This is a genomic window from Pseudoxanthomonas sp. LjRoot143, assembly GCF_964252945.1.
GTDB lineage: Bacteria > Pseudomonadota > Gammaproteobacteria > Xanthomonadales > Xanthomonadaceae > Pseudoxanthomonas_A.
This window is the reverse complement of the sequence record NZ_CAXUPM020000001.1, coordinates 4,113,125-4,128,938: the sequence shown is the minus strand read 5'-3', so window position 1 is coordinate 4,128,938 and position 15,814 is coordinate 4,113,125. Positions and strand designations below refer to the sequence as shown.

General features: G+C 69.1%; 15 protein-coding genes. 4 read left to right on the top strand and 11 right to left on the bottom strand.

The window, feature by feature from the left end; translation table 11 throughout:
• Window positions 1-31: 31 nt before the first annotated feature.
• The 5 genes from ntrC to glnA all read right to left on the bottom strand — a co-directional run bounded on the left by ntrC (window position 32) and on the right by glnA (window position 6,243).
• On the bottom strand, window positions 32-1,468 hold the full coding sequence (ntrC, locus tag ACSQ1W_RS19845; RefSeq protein ID WP_436045690.1) for a nitrogen regulation protein NR(I): 1,437 nt from the start codon (window positions 1,466-1,468) through the stop codon (window positions 32-34).
• Window positions 1,458-2,510: a two-component system sensor histidine kinase NtrB gene (locus ACSQ1W_RS19840; protein ID WP_436045689.1), complete on the bottom strand. Its 1,053-nt coding sequence runs from the start codon at window positions 2,508-2,510 to the stop codon at window positions 1,458-1,460. The genes ntrC and ACSQ1W_RS19840 overlap by 11 nt, the downstream gene beginning before the upstream one ends.
• A gap of 61 nt (window positions 2,511-2,571) precedes the next feature.
• Window positions 2,572-4,047 carry an ammonium transporter gene (locus ACSQ1W_RS19835; RefSeq protein ID WP_436045688.1) on the bottom strand — a complete coding sequence of 492 codons (1,476 nt, stop codon included), beginning with the start codon at window positions 4,045-4,047 and terminating at the stop codon, window positions 2,572-2,574.
• A 15-nt stretch (window positions 4,048-4,062) separates the two neighbouring features.
• Entirely contained in the window at window positions 4,063-4,401 is a 339-nt protein-coding gene (locus ACSQ1W_RS19830; RefSeq protein ID WP_055941078.1) for a P-II family nitrogen regulator, read from the bottom strand.
• 432 nt (window positions 4,402-4,833) lie between these two features.
• Complete coding sequence (glnA, locus tag ACSQ1W_RS19825; protein ID WP_192274204.1) at window positions 4,834-6,243, bottom strand: type I glutamate--ammonia ligase; 1,410 nt, start codon at window positions 6,241-6,243, stop codon at window positions 4,834-4,836.
• Between the two features lie 209 nt (window positions 6,244-6,452).
• Between glnA and ACSQ1W_RS19820 the strand changes: the two genes are divergently transcribed.
• The 4 genes from ACSQ1W_RS19820 (at window position 6,453) to ACSQ1W_RS19805 (ending at window position 10,080) form a co-directional block, all read left to right on the top strand.
• On the top strand, window positions 6,453-7,247 hold the full coding sequence (locus ACSQ1W_RS19820) for an undecaprenyl-diphosphate phosphatase (RefSeq protein WP_436045686.1): 795 nt from the start codon (window positions 6,453-6,455) through the stop codon (window positions 7,245-7,247).
• A 50-nt stretch (window positions 7,248-7,297) separates the two neighbouring features.
• Entirely contained in the window at window positions 7,298-7,663 is a 366-nt protein-coding gene (locus ACSQ1W_RS19815) for a hypothetical protein (RefSeq protein ID WP_436045684.1), read from the top strand.
• A 76-nt stretch (window positions 7,664-7,739) separates the two neighbouring features.
• Complete coding sequence (locus ACSQ1W_RS19810) at window positions 7,740-8,561, top strand: DUF4377 domain-containing protein (protein WP_436045682.1); 822 nt, start codon at window positions 7,740-7,742, stop codon at window positions 8,559-8,561.
• A 97-nt stretch (window positions 8,562-8,658) separates the two neighbouring features.
• Complete coding sequence (locus tag ACSQ1W_RS19805; RefSeq protein WP_436045680.1) at window positions 8,659-10,080, top strand: hypothetical protein; 1,422 nt, start codon at window positions 8,659-8,661, stop codon at window positions 10,078-10,080.
• Between the two features lie 15 nt (window positions 10,081-10,095).
• On the opposite strand, the gene ACSQ1W_RS19800 is transcribed toward ACSQ1W_RS19805, so the two are convergent.
• The 6 genes from ACSQ1W_RS19800 to ACSQ1W_RS19775 all read right to left on the bottom strand — a co-directional run bounded on the left by ACSQ1W_RS19800 (window position 10,096) and on the right by ACSQ1W_RS19775 (window position 15,748).
• Complete coding sequence (locus tag ACSQ1W_RS19800; protein WP_436045678.1) at window positions 10,096-10,605, bottom strand: RDD family protein; 510 nt, start codon at window positions 10,603-10,605, stop codon at window positions 10,096-10,098.
• Window positions 10,602-11,216, bottom strand: coding sequence for a YbhB/YbcL family Raf kinase inhibitor-like protein (locus tag ACSQ1W_RS19795; RefSeq protein WP_436045676.1), 615 nt, complete (start codon window positions 11,214-11,216; stop codon window positions 10,602-10,604). The genes ACSQ1W_RS19800 and ACSQ1W_RS19795 overlap by 4 nt, the downstream gene beginning before the upstream one ends.
• 28 nt (window positions 11,217-11,244) lie before the next feature.
• Window positions 11,245-13,308 carry a tetratricopeptide repeat protein gene (locus ACSQ1W_RS19790; protein ID WP_436045674.1) on the bottom strand — a complete coding sequence of 688 codons (2,064 nt, stop codon included), beginning with the start codon at window positions 13,306-13,308 and terminating at the stop codon, window positions 11,245-11,247.
• Window positions 13,309-13,357: 49 nt separating this feature from the next.
• Window positions 13,358-14,347, bottom strand: a complete 990-nt coding sequence (locus ACSQ1W_RS19785; RefSeq protein ID WP_436046257.1) for a YheT family hydrolase — start codon at window positions 14,345-14,347, stop codon at window positions 13,358-13,360.
• A 91-nt stretch (window positions 14,348-14,438) separates the two neighbouring features.
• On the bottom strand, window positions 14,439-15,236 hold the full coding sequence (locus ACSQ1W_RS19780; RefSeq protein WP_192274197.1) for a lysophospholipid acyltransferase family protein: 798 nt from the start codon (window positions 15,234-15,236) through the stop codon (window positions 14,439-14,441).
• 83 nt (window positions 15,237-15,319) lie between these two features.
• Window positions 15,320-15,748 (bottom strand): hotdog fold thioesterase, encoded by a 429-nt coding sequence (locus ACSQ1W_RS19775; protein WP_436045672.1) that lies wholly within the window; start codon window positions 15,746-15,748, stop codon window positions 15,320-15,322.
• Window positions 15,749-15,814 lie beyond the last annotated feature (66 nt).

Genomic DNA, 15,814 nt, shown 5'->3' with positions numbered 1-15,814 from the left:
TACCTTCACGTGCAATGAAAGCGACGACGCCTCAGCCGCGCTTGCGACCCGGCCCCAGCTTGCGTGTCACAGTGTTGCGTCCCACGCCGAGCTTGGCGGCGGCTTCGGCACGGCGGCCGTGGGTCAGTTCCAGCGCCACTTCGAGCAGCGTGCGATCGAGCCGCTCGCGTGCCTCGGCATGCAGCGACTCCGCGCCCTCCAGCAGGCGCCGGCGCGCCCATTCGCCAAGGGCGTGATCCCACTCGCCTCGACCGCCGGCGATCGGCGCATGCGATAGCGCGCCCTGCAGGTCGGTGGTGTTGATGACGTCGGCCGGCGCCAGCGCGGCCAGCCGCCAGCAGACGTTTTCCAGTTCGCGCACGTTGCCGGGCCAATCGTGGGCCTGCAGCAAGTCCAGGGCGGGATTGCTGAAACGTTTCGGTGCGATGTCCAGCTTGCGCGTGGCCATGGCCAGGAAGTTCTCCGCCAGCTGCGGTACGTCCGCGCGTCGTTCGCGCAGCGGCGGCAGCTGCAGGCGCACGACATTGAGGCGGTGCAGCAGGTCGGCACGGAAGCGCCCCTCGCCGACCAGGCCATCGAGGTCCTGATGGGTCGCCGCGATCACGCGCACGTCCACGCGGATCAGCTCGCGTCCACCGACACGGAAGAACTCGCCCTCGGCCAGCACGCGCAGCAGGCGGGTCTGCAGCGGCAACGGCATGTCGCCGATCTCGTCGAGGAACAGCGTGCCGCCATCGGCCTGCTCGAACCGGCCGGTGTGGCGCTTCTGCGCGCCGGTGAAGGCACCGGCCTCGTGGCCGAACAGCTCGCTTTCCAGCAGCTCCGAGGGGATCGCGGCCGTGTTCAGCGCGACGAACGGTTTTCGCGAACGCGGCGATTCGTGATGCAGCGCATGCGCGACCAGCTCCTTGCCGGTGCCGGTTTCGCCGGTGATCAAGACTGACAGCGGCGCCTGCGCCAGCCGGCCGATCGCGCGGAACAGCGCGCGCATCGCCGGCGTGTCGCCGATCAGTTGCGGGGTGGGCGCCGCGTCGCTGTCCTGCGCGGCGTCGGCCGTCTCTTCCGCGTCGGGCAGCGTGCGCGCGGCCAGCGCTACCGCGTCGTCGAGATCGAACGGTTTCGACAGGAATTCATGCGCACCGCCGCGGAACGCGCCGGCGGTGCTGGCGACATCGGTGTAGGCCGACATCACGATGACCGGCAGCTGCGGATGCGTGGCCTTCAGCTTGTCGAGCAGCACCAGCCCGTCGTCGCCGGGCATGCGCACATCGGTGAACAGCAGGTCCGGCGCGCCGCGCGCACCCAGGGCGCTCAGCGCGGCGGCGGCGCTGTCGAAGCCGTCCACCGCATAGCCGGCATCGCGCAGCGCGGTGGCGAGCACGAAGCGGACGGAGCGGTCGTCATCGACCACCCAGATGCGACGCGCGTCGGCGCCGCCGGTGGATGCGGCCAGGCGATCAATGGACATGACGTTCCTCGTCGGTGTCGTGCAGCGATTGCGGCAACAGCAGGGTGAAGACCGTATGGCCGGGGCGCGAGCGGTAGGTCAGCGACCCCCGGTGTTCGCGCGCCACCTGCTGCGACAGCGCCAGGCCCAGGCCGCTGCCTTCGGCGCGGCCGCTGACCAGCGGCAGGAACAGGTGTTCGGCGAGCGCTTCGGGCACGCCGCGGCCGTCGTCGACGATCTCCACCCGCAGCGCCATCGCGTGCAGGTGGTCGTGGATGCGCGACCCGTGTTCGACCCGGGTGCGCAGGATGATGTTGGCCGCACCCGCCTGCAGGGCGTTGCGCACCAGGTTCCAGACCGCCTGGGTCAGGCGGTCGGCGTCGCCGGACAGTTCCGGCAGGCTGGGGTCGTAGTCGCGCTGCAGGCGTACCGACCAGCCGCCCTCGTTCTCGGCCAGGCGCAGCACGCGCTCCAGCACGGTGTGGATGTTGAGCGGCGCGTGCGGCCGTTGCGGCGACGGCGACAGCAGCTGCTCCAGCAGGGTGTTGAGGCGGTTGATCTCGGACTCGATCAGCTCGATCAGTTCGCGCTCGTCGTCGTTGTCGCTGCGGTGCGCGGCCCGTCGCGCCAGTAGCTGGGCGGCGCCTTTCAGGCCGGCCAGCGGGTTGCGCAGCTCGTGCGCCAGGCCTTTCAGGGCCGCGCTCAAGGCGTTGGGCAACACCTGGGTGGGATCGAGTGCGGGGAACTCGTCGACCGGATGCGCTTCCAGCAGCCAGCCGCCGCCCTCCAGCCGCGACAGCCAGCCTTCGGCGAAGCAGGGCGACTCGCCGGGCATGCCCAGCGCCATGCGGTGCAGGCGCAGGACGTCGCGGTCGGTGTTTTCCAGGAAGCGCGCCATGGCGTCGCCTTCGATCTCCAGGGCTGCCAGCGGCTGGGCCAGCAGGCGGCGGGTACTGACGCCCAGCCAGCGGGCGAAGGCAGGGTTCACGCCGCGAATCAGACCGGCGGCATCCGCCCAGGCCACCGGCGTGCTCAGCGCGTCGGTGGTGGGCTCGAAACGCATAGGGGACGGGTCCGGGGACGACATTGCACCAGTTTAGTGCAAAGCCGTCCCCGGCAATCCATCAGGCCTCGTAGGCCGATTCGCCGTGGGAGACGATGTCCAGGCCTTCACGCTCGGCGTCTTCCGTCACGCGCAGACCGAACACGACCTTGGCGATCAGGAAGGCGACCACCGAGACCACGCCGATCCAGACGATGGTCAGGCCCACGCCGGTCGCCTGCTTGATGACCTGCGCGACCATGTCGAAGTCCTCGGCACCCGGGCCACCCAGGCTCGGCGCATGGAACACGCCGGTCAGGATCGCGCCGATGATGCCGCCGACCGCGTGCACGCCGAACACGTCCGCGGTGTCATCGACCTTCAGCAGGCGCTTCAGGCCGGTGACGCCCCACACGCAGACCACGCCGGCGATGAAGCCGATGGCCACGGCGCCGAACGGACCCACCAGGCCGGCGGCCGGGGTGATGCCGACCAGACCGGCGACCGCACCCGAGGCCACGCCCAGCGCGGACGACTTGCCCTTGAAGATCTTCTCGGTCAATGCCCAGGCGAGGACGGCGGCGGCGGTGGCGACCAGCGTGTTGATGAAGGCCAGCGCGGCGCCTGCATTGGCTTCCAGGTTGGAGCCGGCGTTGAAGCCGAACCAGCCCACCCACAGCAGCGAGGCGCCGACGTAGGTCAGGGTGACGTTGTGCGGCTTCAGCGCGGTCTGGCCGTAGCCCAGGCGCTTGCCGACGAAGTACGCGCCGATCAGACCGGCCACGCCCGCGTTGATGTGCACCACGGTGCCGCCAGCGAAATCCAGCGCGCCCAGTTCGAACAGGTAGCCGCCCGTGGCCCACACGATGTGCGCGATCGGCAGGTAGCCGAAGGTGAACCAGATCACCGAGAACAGGATGACCGCGGCGAACTTCATGCGCTCGGCGAACGCACCGACGATCAGCGCACCGGTAATGCCCGCGAACGTCGACTGGAACGCGACGAACACGTATTCCGGCAGGCTGACGCCATCGCTGAACGTGGCCGCCAGCGTTTCCGGCGTCACGCCCTTCAGGAACAGCTTGTCGAGGTTGCCGATCCACTGGCCTTCACCCGAGAACGCCAGGCTGTAGCCGTAGACGATCCACAGCACCACCAGCAGCGAGAACACGGTGATGACCTGGACCAGCACGGACAGCACGTTCTTCGAACGCACCATGCCACCGTAGAACAGCGCCAGACCCGGCACCACCATGAGCAGCACCAGCAGCGTGGAGGTCAGCATCCACGCCACGTCGCCCTTTTCCACCACCGGCTCAGCGGCGGCTTCTTCAGCCGGCGCCGCTTCCGGTGCAGGCGCTTCGGCCACCGTCTCGGTGACGGTCTCGGTGACCACTTCCGCTGCAGGCGCGGCCTCGGCGGTCGTTTCGGTCGCTGGCGGCGCGGTGTCCTGCGCGAAGGCGGTCGCCGCCACGCCCACGGTCATCAGGCCGCACAGCGCGGCCAGGCAAAGCACTTGCGCACGGGTCTTCCACCCGGACAACAGTCGAGTCTTCATGTGGGGCTCCGAGTGTTAGAGCGCGTCCGCGCCGACTTCGCCGGTGCGGATGCGGATGACCTGGTCGATGGTGGTGACGAAGATCTTGCCGTCGCCGATCTTGCCGGTACCGGCCGCCTGCTGGATGGCCTCGATGACGGCTTCCAGTCGCTCGTCGGTCACGACGGTTTCGATCTTGATCTTGGGCAGGAAATCGACGACGTACTCGGCGCCGCGGTACAGCTCGGTGTGGCCCTTCTGCCGGCCGAAGCCTTTCACTTCGGTCACGGTGATGCCGGACACGCCCGCCTGCGACAAGGACTCTCGGACCTCGTCGAGCTTGAACGGCCGGATGATGGCGGTGATCAGTTTCATGCGCATACCCCGATGGTGGATGGAACCGGCCGACCGGAGCCGGCCGGCGGTTTCAGGTCACCGGTGCGCGCAACCCCCTGGCCGCGTGCACGTGTTCGGTGCGGAGCGATGCATGAACCGCCTCCGTGCCTGCCGCGATGAGCTGCGGCAGGCGCGGATGACGTGGGAGGGAGCTGCGGTTCATGGACCTCTCCTGTGTTTCCCCAGTTACAGCGTTGGTGCGATCTCCGTGAATCGAAGACGGGTGGTGCCCCGGTTCCCCAACCGGTCGAACGCATCGCAGGGCGATGCACTCAATAAGGTGCGGCGATGGCGACGGGTGGGAGGGGAGATCCGTCGCCATCGCCGCGAGAACTCAGTGCGCGACCGCTGCGGTGCGGAGGGCCGGTGCATGGCCCTCCGCGTGCATCGCGATGTGCGCGTGCGCCGGCATCAGCTGGCGTAGTACAGCTGGTATTCCAGCGGGTGCGTGGCCGCGCGGAACTTGGTCACTTCCTGCATCTTCAGCGCGATGTACGCATCGATGAAGTCGTCCGACATCACGCCGCCGGCCTTGAGGAAGTCGCGGTCCTTGTCCAGCGCGTCCAGCGCCTGGTCGAGGCTGGAGCAGACCTGCGGGATGTTCTTCTCTTCTTCCGGCGGCAGGTCGTACAGGTCCTTGTCGCTCGGCGCACCCGGGTCGATCTGGTTCTTGATGCCGTCCAGGCCGGCCATCATCAGCGCGGTGAAGGTCAGGTAGCCGGACTGCAGCGGATCAGGGAAGCGGATCTCGATGCGGCGCGCCTTCGGATTGGCGACCCACGGAATGCGGCACGAAGCGGAACGGTTGCGCGCCGAGTAGGCCAGCATCACCGGCGCCTCGAAGCCCGGCACCAGGCGCTTGTAGCTGTTGGTGCCCGAGTTGGCGAACGCGTTGATCGCCTTGGCGTGCTTGAAGATGCCACCGATGTACCAGAGCGCCAGCTGCGACAGGCCGCCGTAACCGTCGCCGGAGAACAGGTTCTGGCCGCCCTTGGCCAGCGACTGGTGCACGTGCATGCCGCTGCCGTTGTCGCCGACGATCGGCTTCGGCATGAAGGTCACGGTCTTGCCGTTGCGGTGGGCGACGTTGCGCACCACGTACTTCATGCGCTGCAGTTCGTCGGCCTTCTGCACCAGCGTGTTGAACTTGGCGCCGATCTCGCACTGGCCGGCGGTGGCGACTTCGTGGTGGTGCACTTCGACTTCGATGCCGACCTGTTCCAGCGTCTTGCACATCTCGGCGCGCAGGTCGTGCAGCGAGTCGGTCGGCGGGACCGGGAAGTAGCCGCCCTTGATGCCCGGACGGTAGCCGCTGTTGGCGCCGTCGTAGCTCTTGCCGCTGTTCCAGGCGCCTTCTTCGGAATTGATCTTGAAGAAGGTGTTGCCCATCTCGTTGGCGAACTGCACCGAGTCGAAGATGAAGAACTCGGGCTCCGGACCGAAGAACGCCACGTCGGCGACGCCGCTGGCCTTCAGGTGGGCCTCGGCGCGCTTGGCGATGCCGCGCGGATCGCGCGTGTAGCCCTGCATGGTGGCCGGGTCGAGGATGTCGCAGACCAGGACCAGGGTCGGGTCGGCGTAGAACGGATCCAGGTAGGCGGTGCTCGGGTCGGGCAGCAGCACCATGTCGGACTCGTTGATGCCCTTCCAGCCCGAGATCGACGAGCCGTCGAACATCTTGCCGTCCTCGAACAGCGACGCGTCCACGATGCTGACCGGGAACGTGACGTGCTGTTCGACACCGCGCATGTCGACGAAGCGCAGGTCGACGAACTCGACCTTGTTGTCCTTGATCAGCTTTTCAACGTTCTCCAGCGACATCTTGGAACCTCGGGTTGGATAAGGATGCCGGTATAAAGCAATCGCCGTGCCAACCCCAAAAGTCGCCCAAGCCATTGATTCAACAGGGGGACGTCGACATGAAGTTCACGCGAGATCCCCGTAATGGTGCGTCATGCTGACGCCATTCCCCGAAACGGTGCGCTGGCGTTTCCTCTATTCTTGGCCGCCGTCTTCCACCCCTGAGCCCGATGACCGACCTGTTCGCCGCGCTGCTGCTCGGCATCCTCGAAGGCCTGACCGAATTCCTGCCCGTCTCCAGCACCGGCCACCTGCTGATTGCCCAGCACTGGCTGGGCGAGCGCTCGGACTTCTTCAACATCATCATCCAGGCCGGCGCGATCCTCGCGACCACCCTGGTGTTCCGGAAGCGCATCTGGGAACTGGCCACCGGCTGGGGCGATGCCGAGACCCGCGACTACGCCTTCAAGCTGGCCACCGCCTTCCTGGTCACCGCGGCCGTCGGCCTCCCGGTCCGCCTCGCCGGCTGGGAACTGCCCGAAACCGTCACTCCGATCGCCTGGGCGCTGATCATCGGCGGCGTGTGGATGCTGGTGGCCGAGCATTTCGCCGAGAAGCGCGGCGATATCGCCACGATCACCTGGAAAGTGGCGATCCTGGTCGGGCTGGCGCAGGTGGTGGCCGGCGTGTTCCCCGGCACGTCTCGCTCGGCCGCGGCGATCTTCATGGCGATGCTGGCGGGCACCAGCCGACGCTCGTCGGCGGCGGAGTTCGTGTTCCTGGTCGGCATTCCCACCATGTTCGCGGCCAGCGGCTATGCCTTCCTCGAGATGGTGAAGGACGACGCGCTGGGCAGCGAGAACTGGGGCGAAGTGGCGCTGGCGTTCGCTGCGGCCACCGCCACCGGCTTCGTCGTGGTGAAGTGGCTGCTGGGCTTCATCAAGGCGCACCGCTTCACCGGCTTCGCCATCTACCGCATCGTGCTGGGCGCGCTGCTGCTGTTGCTGATGCCGGTGGGCAGCTAAGAAGGTGAAGCATGCGGGGAGTCAGGACAGTCCTTGTCGCGACACTTGCCATGCTGTTGGTCGCCTGCGGATGTGGCGACAATGAAAAGGCGGTTGCCAGTGCGCGTGCGCTGACACAGGCGCGTCTCACCAAGCTGCATGCAGACCTGGCACGCCTGGAGACACCGGCCGACCTTCCTCCGGGGCAATGGCATGCGGTAAAGGACATTCCTGTCGAGTTCTCCGATCTGCATCCGCGCGAACTGCTTGTCGACGGCCGCTCCGCTCGCATTTACCTGTCTGGCTGCGTCGATGACAAGATCATGCTGGTCGCGACCGGAATGGACGGAAGCGAATCGCGGCGTATCCGTCTACTGCCAAGAGAGGACGCGGGCGCTGCCATCGTCCTCTGGACGGACCCTCGCGGCACGGAGTAGCGGAGTTACTCCGGCCGCCTTCACCCCGTTCCAACCCCTGGCGCGTTTGCATAGGCCACCCTTCGAGGACGCCGCCATGAAACGACTGCTCTTGCTCGCCCTGCCGCTGGCGCTTGCCGCCTGCGCCAAACCCGCCGAACCCACTCCGCCGCCCACCGACGCGGCGCCTGCTGCAACGACGCCGGCACCGTCATCCGGCGCTGCAGACGCCTCGCTGCTGCCGAAGTACCACTGGCGATTGAGCGAGGCCACCGATGGGCAGGGCCAGCGCATCGCGGCACTGTTCGCCCGCGCGGACCAGCCGGTGCAACTCGATTTCCGCGACGGTCGCGTGGGCGTGTCCAACACCTGCAACCGCATGGGCGGCACGTATACCGTCGCCGACGGCTCACTGACGGCCGGGCGCCTGGCCGCCACCCAGATGGCCTGCGGCGACAGCGCCGTCATGGCACTGGACCAGGAAGTCGGCAAGCGCCTGGAAGGCACGCTGAAGATGGCGACCGCCGCCGGCGAGCCGCCCACGCTGACGCTGACCACCGCCACCGGCGACGTGCTCGCCTTCACCGGCGAACCCACCGCGGAAACCCGCTACGGCGGCACCGGCGAGCGCGTGTTCCTGGAGGTCGCGTCCGAGACCAAGCCCTGCAGCCACCCGCTGATCCCCGACAAGCAGTGCCTGCAGGTGCGCGAGATCCAGTACGACGACAAAGGCCTGAAGACCGGAACGCCGGGCGGGTTCCAGCATTTCTACGACAGCATCGAGGGCTACACGCACGAGCCCGGCATCCGCAACGTGCTGCGGGTGGACCGCTACACGGTGAAGAACCCGCCCGCCGACGCGTCGTCGAAGGCGTACGTGCTGGACATGGTGGTCGAGTCGGCCAACGAGAAGGAGTAGCGCACTACCGCGCGATGCGCGTCATGCCGTCATGGCGCGCATCGGTCTCGCGGACCAGCCGCTATAGTGGCGCGTCACCCGTTCCGACACGCGACTGATGAGCCACGCTGCAAGGACCGCTTCCCCGCTTCCCTGGATCGCCGCCGCCCTGCTCGCGGCCTCCGCACTGCTGATGTGGCTGCCGGCGCTGCAGACGCCGTTCTGGGGCGACGACTACGTCTTCCTGCACGCCGCGCACGCGACCAACGCCGCCGGCGCACCCTGGTGGTCGGATTTCTGGCCATCGTCGCCGCCCCGTTTCTGGCGGCCCCTTTCACAGGAAGGCTACTGGCGCTGGATCGACGCGGTGCTTGGCGGCAGCGCGCATGCCGCGCACATCGTCAGCCTGGTCCTGCATGTGTTGGCCACGCTCGGTGTCGCGCTGTTCGCCTTCCGTCTGGCGCGCGCCTGCCGCTGGCCACATGCCGGTCGCATCGCCGCCTTCGCCGGTGCCGTGTACGGCGCGCTGACCCTGCACCTGCTGCCGGTCCATTGGGCTGCAGCGGCGAACAACGCGATGCTGACGCTGTTCACCACGCTGCTGCTTGCGGCCTGGGTCAGCGCGCGCGACGACGTTACTGGCGTGCCGCGCAACGCGCTGTTGGCGCTGTTGCCCGTCTTGCTGGCGCTGGCGCTGCTGAGCAAGGAATCCGCCGCGCTGACGCCCGCGCTGATGCTGGTGGTGGCCGCGTTCGTCGTCGTGCGCCGGCTCGATCGCGGCGAACTCGTCGCCTGGCTGGCCTGCGTGGCCGTCGTCGCGATCTGGCTGTCGTTGCGCTCGCGCTTCACCGCCAACACCGACGCGTCCTACGACCTCAGCCTGGGCAGCAACGTGCTGCGCAACGCGGCCTCGTTCGTGGCGTGGCTGCTGAATGTCCCGCGCGAAGCGATGCGCATGGCGGTCGCGGGCGAGCGGGTGCAGGGCCTGGCCTGGATCGCCGCCACCGCGTTGCCGATGCTGGCTGCGTGGGCGATCGCCGGCTGGCGCGGCCGCACCTTGCTGGCACCGATGCAGTGGTGGTGCGTCGCAGCCTTCGCCGGGCTCGCGTACGCCCCGTACTTCCTGTTCGCCTGGAACAGCTACGAGTACTACGCCGCCATCGCCGTGATCCTGCCGGTCGTCGTGCTGGCGCGCTGCGTGGCCGCCGACGGCATCGCGCTCGCGGTCGCAGCGCTGATCGCGGTGTCATCGTGGATCGCCGTGGAAGGCACGCGCCGGCTCGACCATCCAGGCCTCATCGGCCGTGCGCACTGGGCCGAAGCGACCCTGCATGCGCTGGAACGGCAACCGGTTGCCGCCCCGCTGCATGTCAGCGTGGCGGACGACCAGCGCTTCTACGCGATCGGCCAGATGGGCCTGGCATGGCGGCTGGGCGTGCCGCCGGAACATATCCACGTGGCGCGGGAGTGTCCCGCCACGGGCACCTGCCTGGTCATCGAACAGGATGGACGCTGGCGGTGGCGGCCGTCCGTCGACTAAGCCGCACGACGCGGATCACGCCGGGAGTGCCACCGGACGACGACTGCGCACGACGCGCGTCTTCGGCCAGCGGTCGTGCCACCCGCGCGGGTCTTCGTCGTCCGCGAACAGGACCGAGAAGGCTTCGAACGGCACCACGCGACTCAGGCTACGCAACGATGCCTGCAGAAAGCTGATCCTGCGTCCCGCCTCATCCACCACGCGCGTGCCCGTCAGCAGCTTGCCGATGGTGGTGCCGGTGGTGCCTTCCATCAGGGTGTAATACACGATGGTCACCGCGAAGCCGATCAGCTGGTCCTGCCACCAGGTCAGCCGTTCCGCCCAGTCCAGCACCTCTTCGCCCCCGACGACGCCCGCCGCGACCATCGCCAAGAGAATGATGCCGACCACGACGATCCGGTCGACCAGCCAGTGCACGAAGCGCCGGAGTTTAGTGGCCGGCACCAGCGCCACGGCAGTGTCGGCGGCTTCGGCGATGGCGCTGCGGGGACTCTCGTAAGGATTGTCCCCGTCCGACGGTGTCATCCCTGCACCGGCGCATTCAACGAGTACGTGCCGTACACCAGCGCCTCGCCCAGCACGTGCCCCTGCATCGCCCGCTCCACGTCACCGGCGGTGAAGCGCGCCGGCAGGTCCAGCGTGGCGAGGTCCAGCGCGAACAGGCGGAAGAAGTAGCGGTGCACGCGCAGATCGTTGAACGGCGGATACGGGCCGTCGTAACCGTAGTAGTCGCCGCCCATCTGCGCATCGCCCGCGAACCAGCCCGTGTAATCGTTCAGGCCCTGGCGCGCACCGACCGGTCCCGCTGGCTGTTGCTTGCCTTTCGCAGTGACGCCGTCGCTGCAGCTGCCGGCCGCGATCTCGCGCACGTCCGCCGCGATGTCGGCCACCGCCCAGTGGATGAAGTGCGCGCGCGGCTGTTCGACCGGGATCTGCACGTCATCGCGGCCGACGGTCTCGGGCACCGTCGGCGCATCCGGGTCGATGCACAGCAGCGCGAAGGACTTCGTGCCTTCCGGCACGCCATCCCACGCGAGGTGAGGATTGCGGTTGACGGCGAAGCCGTCGGGCTGGCCCATCGCGAACTCGGCCGGGATGGGTTCCATGTGCTTGAAACTGTCGCTCCACAGACGCATGCGTCGCTCCTGCAGGAAGAAAGGAAAATCAGGCGTCCGGATAGCCCAGGCGCACCGCGACCGGCGTCAGCGTGGCGAACGGGCCGGCCAGCGCCTGCGCATAGTGCCGCCAGTGGCCTTCCGGGAAGCGGCGCGCACCGGACGACGGCGGCAACGGCAGTTGCGCACCCAGCGCCTGGCCCAGCGCCTGCGCCACGGCGCCCGCGTCGTCCTTGATCGCGTCCATGCGGATCAGGCGGCTCGGGTACAGGTCCTGCTCGTGCAGATCGGCGATCTGCGTGAACAGGCCCGCCAGCCACGTCGCGCCGGCCTCCAGGTCATCCAGCGCCAGCGGCGCGGGCGAGCCGAAGGCCAGCCAATCGATCAGCGCATCGCGCGGATCGCGCACGGCCACGATCAGCAGGGCTTCCGGCAGGTGCGGGCGCAGCGCGTGCAGCAGCGCGTTGTCCCACGAGATCAGCCAGTCGACCACGCCGGTATCGACCGAGCGGTTTTTCAGCGTGGTGCGCCAGTCGGCGATCAGCGCTTCGCCCGTCAGTTCGCCCGACAGCAGGCGCGCGGGGGTGAAGTAGCTCTGGAAGCCGTCCTTCGGGGGCTCCGGCAGGAAGCGGTCGCCGCGCAGGCGGTCGCTGACATACCCCAGCACGCCGGCGAGCGATTCGACCACGGTGCCCGGCGGGCCCCACAGCAGGATCGGGCGCGGCTCGGACGAGGCGACCACCTCGCCCAGTTCGGGCCACGGACCGGCCGCGCCGGTCTGCGTCCACAGCGGCAGGCGCGAGGGCGCGAGCTCGTGCGCGAGGGCGCCCCAGCTGCCGACCGCCTCGGCGTAACGACCGGCGCGATCGCGCACGAAGGCCTGCCAGCCGCGCAAGCTGCGCTGCTGGTCGGGGTTCTGGGCCTTGCTGGCGAGCTCGCCGACCCGCGCGATCGCCGCCATCGGATCGCGGCGGATGAGGCCTTCGACGATGCGCTGCTCCCCACTGGCACGGCCCGGATCGAGCTCGACGATACGACGCGCTACCGCTTCCGCGGCATCGTCATCGCCGGCCGCATCGAACACCGACATCTGCGCTTCAAGCGCGGGCACGTGCTCCGGCATGGCAGCCACCCAGCGTTCCACCACCGCGCGCGCTTCCGCACTGCCGACGGCCTCGAACAGCAGGCGCGCCAGCCACAGGTCGTGCGCATCGGCCGTCGTGGCCAGCGCGGCATCCAGCGTGTTGCGCGCATCGTCCTGCGCGCCCAGGCGACGCCACGCCTCGATGATGGCCAGCACGGTATCGCGGTCGCGCGGCTGGCCGGCGAGGGCGATGCGCAATGCCGCCAGCGCTTCCTCGTTCTGGCCCGCGGACAGGCGCAGGTGCCCGATGTAGCGGTGCAGGGCCGGGGCGTTGTTGATCGCAACCAGCGGTGCCAGCTCGTCGGCGGCGTCGGCGGGTCGGCCCTGCCGGCGCATGAGGTCGGCGATCAGGCTGCGCAGGCTGTCGGAGCCGGGCACCTTCTCCACCACGCCGCGGAAGGCCTGTTCGGCGAAGGCCCAGTGGCCCAGCGCCATATGGATGAAGCCCAGCGCATAGCGAAGCTGCACATCGTCGGGGGCCTGCTGCAGGGCGGCCGACACGATCTTCAGCGCGTCGTCCGGCTTGCCGCGGCGCAGGGTGACCATGCCGTCGATCGCCGCCGTCTGCGGATGGTCCGGTGCCGCGCGTGCGGCCAGCCGGCTGAGGCGCTCGGCCTCGTCCAGGTCGCCGCGGCCCAGGGCCAGCTGGCCCTGGATCAGATAGGCGGTGAACTGGTTGGGATCCAGCACCGTCGCCTGGCTCAGCGCCGCCTGGGCATCTTCGTTGCGGCGGCTGCCGACCAGCACGCCCGCGCGCGCCAGGTGCAGCTCGGCATTGTCCGGCGCCAGCGCGATCGCGCGATCGATGGTGGCCAGCGCAGCGTCGGACTGCCCGCCCTGCATCTGCGCGGTGGACAGCCAGCGCAATGCCTGCGGGTCGTCGGGGCGTTCGGCCACCAGGGCCTCGGCGGCGGTCAGGGCGTCGGCCACGGCGCCGCGGCGCAGGGCATCGAGGATGGGGTCGTACATGGGGCTACCAGCGTTCGGTCAAACGCCGATTGTAACGGGCGTTCCCCGCTCAGGCGGCGCTGCCGGCCAGGCGCTCGGCGACCCAGCGCTCGGCATAGCCGTTGCCGGCGGCATTCTCGATGAAGGCGCAGTGGCCGCCCCATGGCGCGATCTCCAGCGTCGCCTGCGACGGCAGCGCCCAGTCGCGGAACGTGTCGAAGGGGATCACCGGGTCGTCCTCGGCCATCAGGATATGCGCCGGAACGCTCAGGCCGGCCAGGCGTTCGCCGGAGATCGCGTACCCGTCGAAGTAGGCGTCCAGCGTGCCGAAGGCGGTATGCCGCTGCACCAGCCAGTCGGTCAGTGCACGGATGTCGAGCGCAAGCACGGTGTCGTCGAAATCGTGCCGCTGCGGGAACAGGCTGCGCTTGCGTTCCAGCGAGCGGCGCCACTTGCGCGCGAAGTACCAGTCGTACAGCGGCAGTCCGTTCTCGATGCTGTCCATCGTCGTGGCCGGGTCCAGCAGCGGGCAGACCGCCGCCACGTGCGCCAGCGCCAGTCCGGCCTGCGGCGCGCGCAGCGCCAGCCGCAGCGCGAAGTTGCCGCCCAGCGAGTACCCCGCCACCCGCATCGGCACGTCGCCGGCGAACCGCCGCGACACGTCGATGGCCGCATGCACCACCTCGTCGAGCCGGTTGGAGTGGAACAGGTCCTCGTTGAGGTGATGGGTGTCGCCGTGGTCGCGGAAGTTCAGCCGGAAGACGTCGAAGCCGCGCGCCAGCAGCTGCGCGGCGGTCAGCCGCATGTAGCTGGAATCGGCGCTGCCTTCCCAGCCGTGCAGCAGCAGCACCAGGCCACGCGGCGCGCGGCCAGGAATCTCGCTGTGGAAACCCTGCAGGCGCACGCCGTCGCCACCGTCCACGATGTGCTCCAGCGTCACTGCCCCGCTGCCCGCCAGCGCGCGCAGCGCCAGCCGGCGGCGCAGCCCGCTGGAGCCCAGGACCGACTGCAGGTGCGGGTTGCGCAACCAGCGCGGGGGGCGGAAGTCGGCGGCAGTGATCATGGCGTCATCGCGGCGGCATCGGCACGAGGGTGGCACCGGTGGACCGAGTATTCCCTCGAATAGGTCGCAATGCCGTCACGGCGGCCGCTCAGGCCTCGGCCATCGCCTGGACGATGCGCTCGCGCGACAGGTCCGCGATGCGCCGGCGGCCCTCGACATCGGCGACGCGGATCGGCTCCAGGAAGCAGATGTCGGCCGTGCGCGCCGGTTCGCCCAGCAGGCGCAGGAAGTTGGCGAAGAAGCTCTCCTTCGGTCCGAACGCCACCACCGGCTGCGCACTGCCGCGGGCGCCGTAGCGCAGCGCCACCGGCTGCACCGGCACCCCGGCCTCGACCGCGGCCAGGAAGATGCGTGCGTGGAACGGCCCTACCGAGTGTCCATCGCGGGTACGGCCTTCGGGGAACACGCCGACCGGCCGGCCCTCGCGCAGGCGCTGCATCATCGCCTGCAGCACGCCGCCCAGCGATTCCTGGCTGCCGCGCTGGTGGAAGATGGTGTGTCCCTGCGCTGCCAGCCAGCCCACCACCGGCCAGCCGCGGATCTCCTGCTTGGCCACGAAGCCCATCATGCGCTGGCTGTGCAGCGCCTCGATATCGATCCAGCTGACATGGTTGGCCACGAACATCGTCGGGCCCGGCAACGGCGTACCGACGCGGCGCAGGCGGAACCCGAAAATGCGCATCAGCCCGCCCGACCACCAGCGCACCGCCACGTCGCCCACGCTTTCGTCGCCCACGCGCACCCAGACCAGCAGCGGCGAGAGGCAGAGCAGGACGATCGGCAGGAAGACCAGCAGGTGGATGAGTAGCAACGGCACGCGGTACGCGTAGCGGAAAGCCCGCGCGACACCGCTGCCGCCAGCAACATGAACAGGGGGCGGCGTCATGCTGTCACGATAGCAGGAGTCAGGCGGCAGCAGGGAGGGACATACCGGCCGGACACGTGGACGGCGGCCGCGACTCGCCGGCCTCAGCCCTTGGGCAGCGGCACCACCGCCAGGGTCAGCCGCGACACGCAGACGAGCTTGCCTTCGTCGTTCTCGATACGGATCTCCCACAGCTGCGTGCTGCGGCCGACGTGCAGCGCGCGCGCGGTGCCGGTGACCACCCCGCTGCGCATCGCGCGCACGTGGTTGGCGTTGATCTCCAGGCCCACGACCATCTCCCGGGTCGTGTCCACGCACAGGTTGCCGGCCACGCTGCCCAACGTCTCGGCCAGCGCCACCGATGCGCCGCCATGCAGGATGCCGTACGGCTGCACCGTGCGCGTGTCGACCGGCATGGTGCCGCGCAACCAGTCATCCCCCGCCTCGGTCATGACGATGCCAAGGTTCGACACCAGCGTGTTGGCGGCATGCGCGTTGACGGCGGCGAGATCGACGGGTTTCAGGAAGCTCATGGCGGGACTCGGTGCGCGGGAGATCCATCTTACTGGCCTGCGCCTGCGATCGGCCGCGTTCTACCC

What these genes read in the sequence shown, in the direction of transcription:
- ACSQ1W_RS19830 (WP_055941078.1), bottom strand. Translation starts at nt 4,401, where the DNA reads ATGAAACTGATCACCGCCATCATCCGGCCGTTCAAGCTCGACGAGGTC.
- glnA (WP_192274204.1), bottom strand. Translation starts at nt 6,243, where the DNA reads ATGTCGCTGGAGAACGTTGAAAAGCTGATCAAGGACAACAAGGTCGAG.
- ACSQ1W_RS19805 (WP_436045680.1), top strand. Translation starts at nt 8,659, where the DNA reads ATGAGCCACGCTGCAAGGACCGCTTCCCCGCTTCCCTGGATCGCCGCC.
- ACSQ1W_RS19790 (WP_436045674.1), bottom strand. Translation starts at nt 13,308, where the DNA reads ATGTACGACCCCATCCTCGATGCCCTGCGCCGCGGCGCCGTGGCCGAC.
- ACSQ1W_RS19840 (WP_436045689.1), bottom strand. Translation starts at nt 2,510, where the DNA reads ATGCGTTTCGAGCCCACCACCGACGCGCTGAGCACGCCGGTGGCCTGG.
- ACSQ1W_RS19835 (WP_436045688.1), bottom strand. Translation starts at nt 4,047, where the DNA reads ATGAAGACTCGACTGTTGTCCGGGTGGAAGACCCGTGCGCAAGTGCTT.
- ACSQ1W_RS19810 (WP_436045682.1), top strand. Translation starts at nt 7,740, where the DNA reads ATGAAACGACTGCTCTTGCTCGCCCTGCCGCTGGCGCTTGCCGCCTGC.
- ACSQ1W_RS19820 (WP_436045686.1), top strand. Translation starts at nt 6,453, where the DNA reads ATGACCGACCTGTTCGCCGCGCTGCTGCTCGGCATCCTCGAAGGCCTG.
- ACSQ1W_RS19780 (WP_192274197.1), bottom strand. Translation starts at nt 15,236, where the DNA reads ATGACGCCGCCCCCTGTTCATGTTGCTGGCGGCAGCGGTGTCGCGCGG.
- ntrC (WP_436045690.1), bottom strand. Translation starts at nt 1,468, where the DNA reads ATGTCCATTGATCGCCTGGCCGCATCCACCGGCGGCGCCGACGCGCGT.
- ACSQ1W_RS19795 (WP_436045676.1), bottom strand. Translation starts at nt 11,216, where the DNA reads ATGCGTCTGTGGAGCGACAGTTTCAAGCACATGGAACCCATCCCGGCC.
- ACSQ1W_RS19815 (WP_436045684.1), top strand. Translation starts at nt 7,298, where the DNA reads ATGCTGTTGGTCGCCTGCGGATGTGGCGACAATGAAAAGGCGGTTGCC.
- ACSQ1W_RS19775 (WP_436045672.1), bottom strand. Translation starts at nt 15,748, where the DNA reads ATGAGCTTCCTGAAACCCGTCGATCTCGCCGCCGTCAACGCGCATGCC.
- ACSQ1W_RS19800 (WP_436045678.1), bottom strand. Translation starts at nt 10,605, where the DNA reads ATGACACCGTCGGACGGGGACAATCCTTACGAGAGTCCCCGCAGCGCC.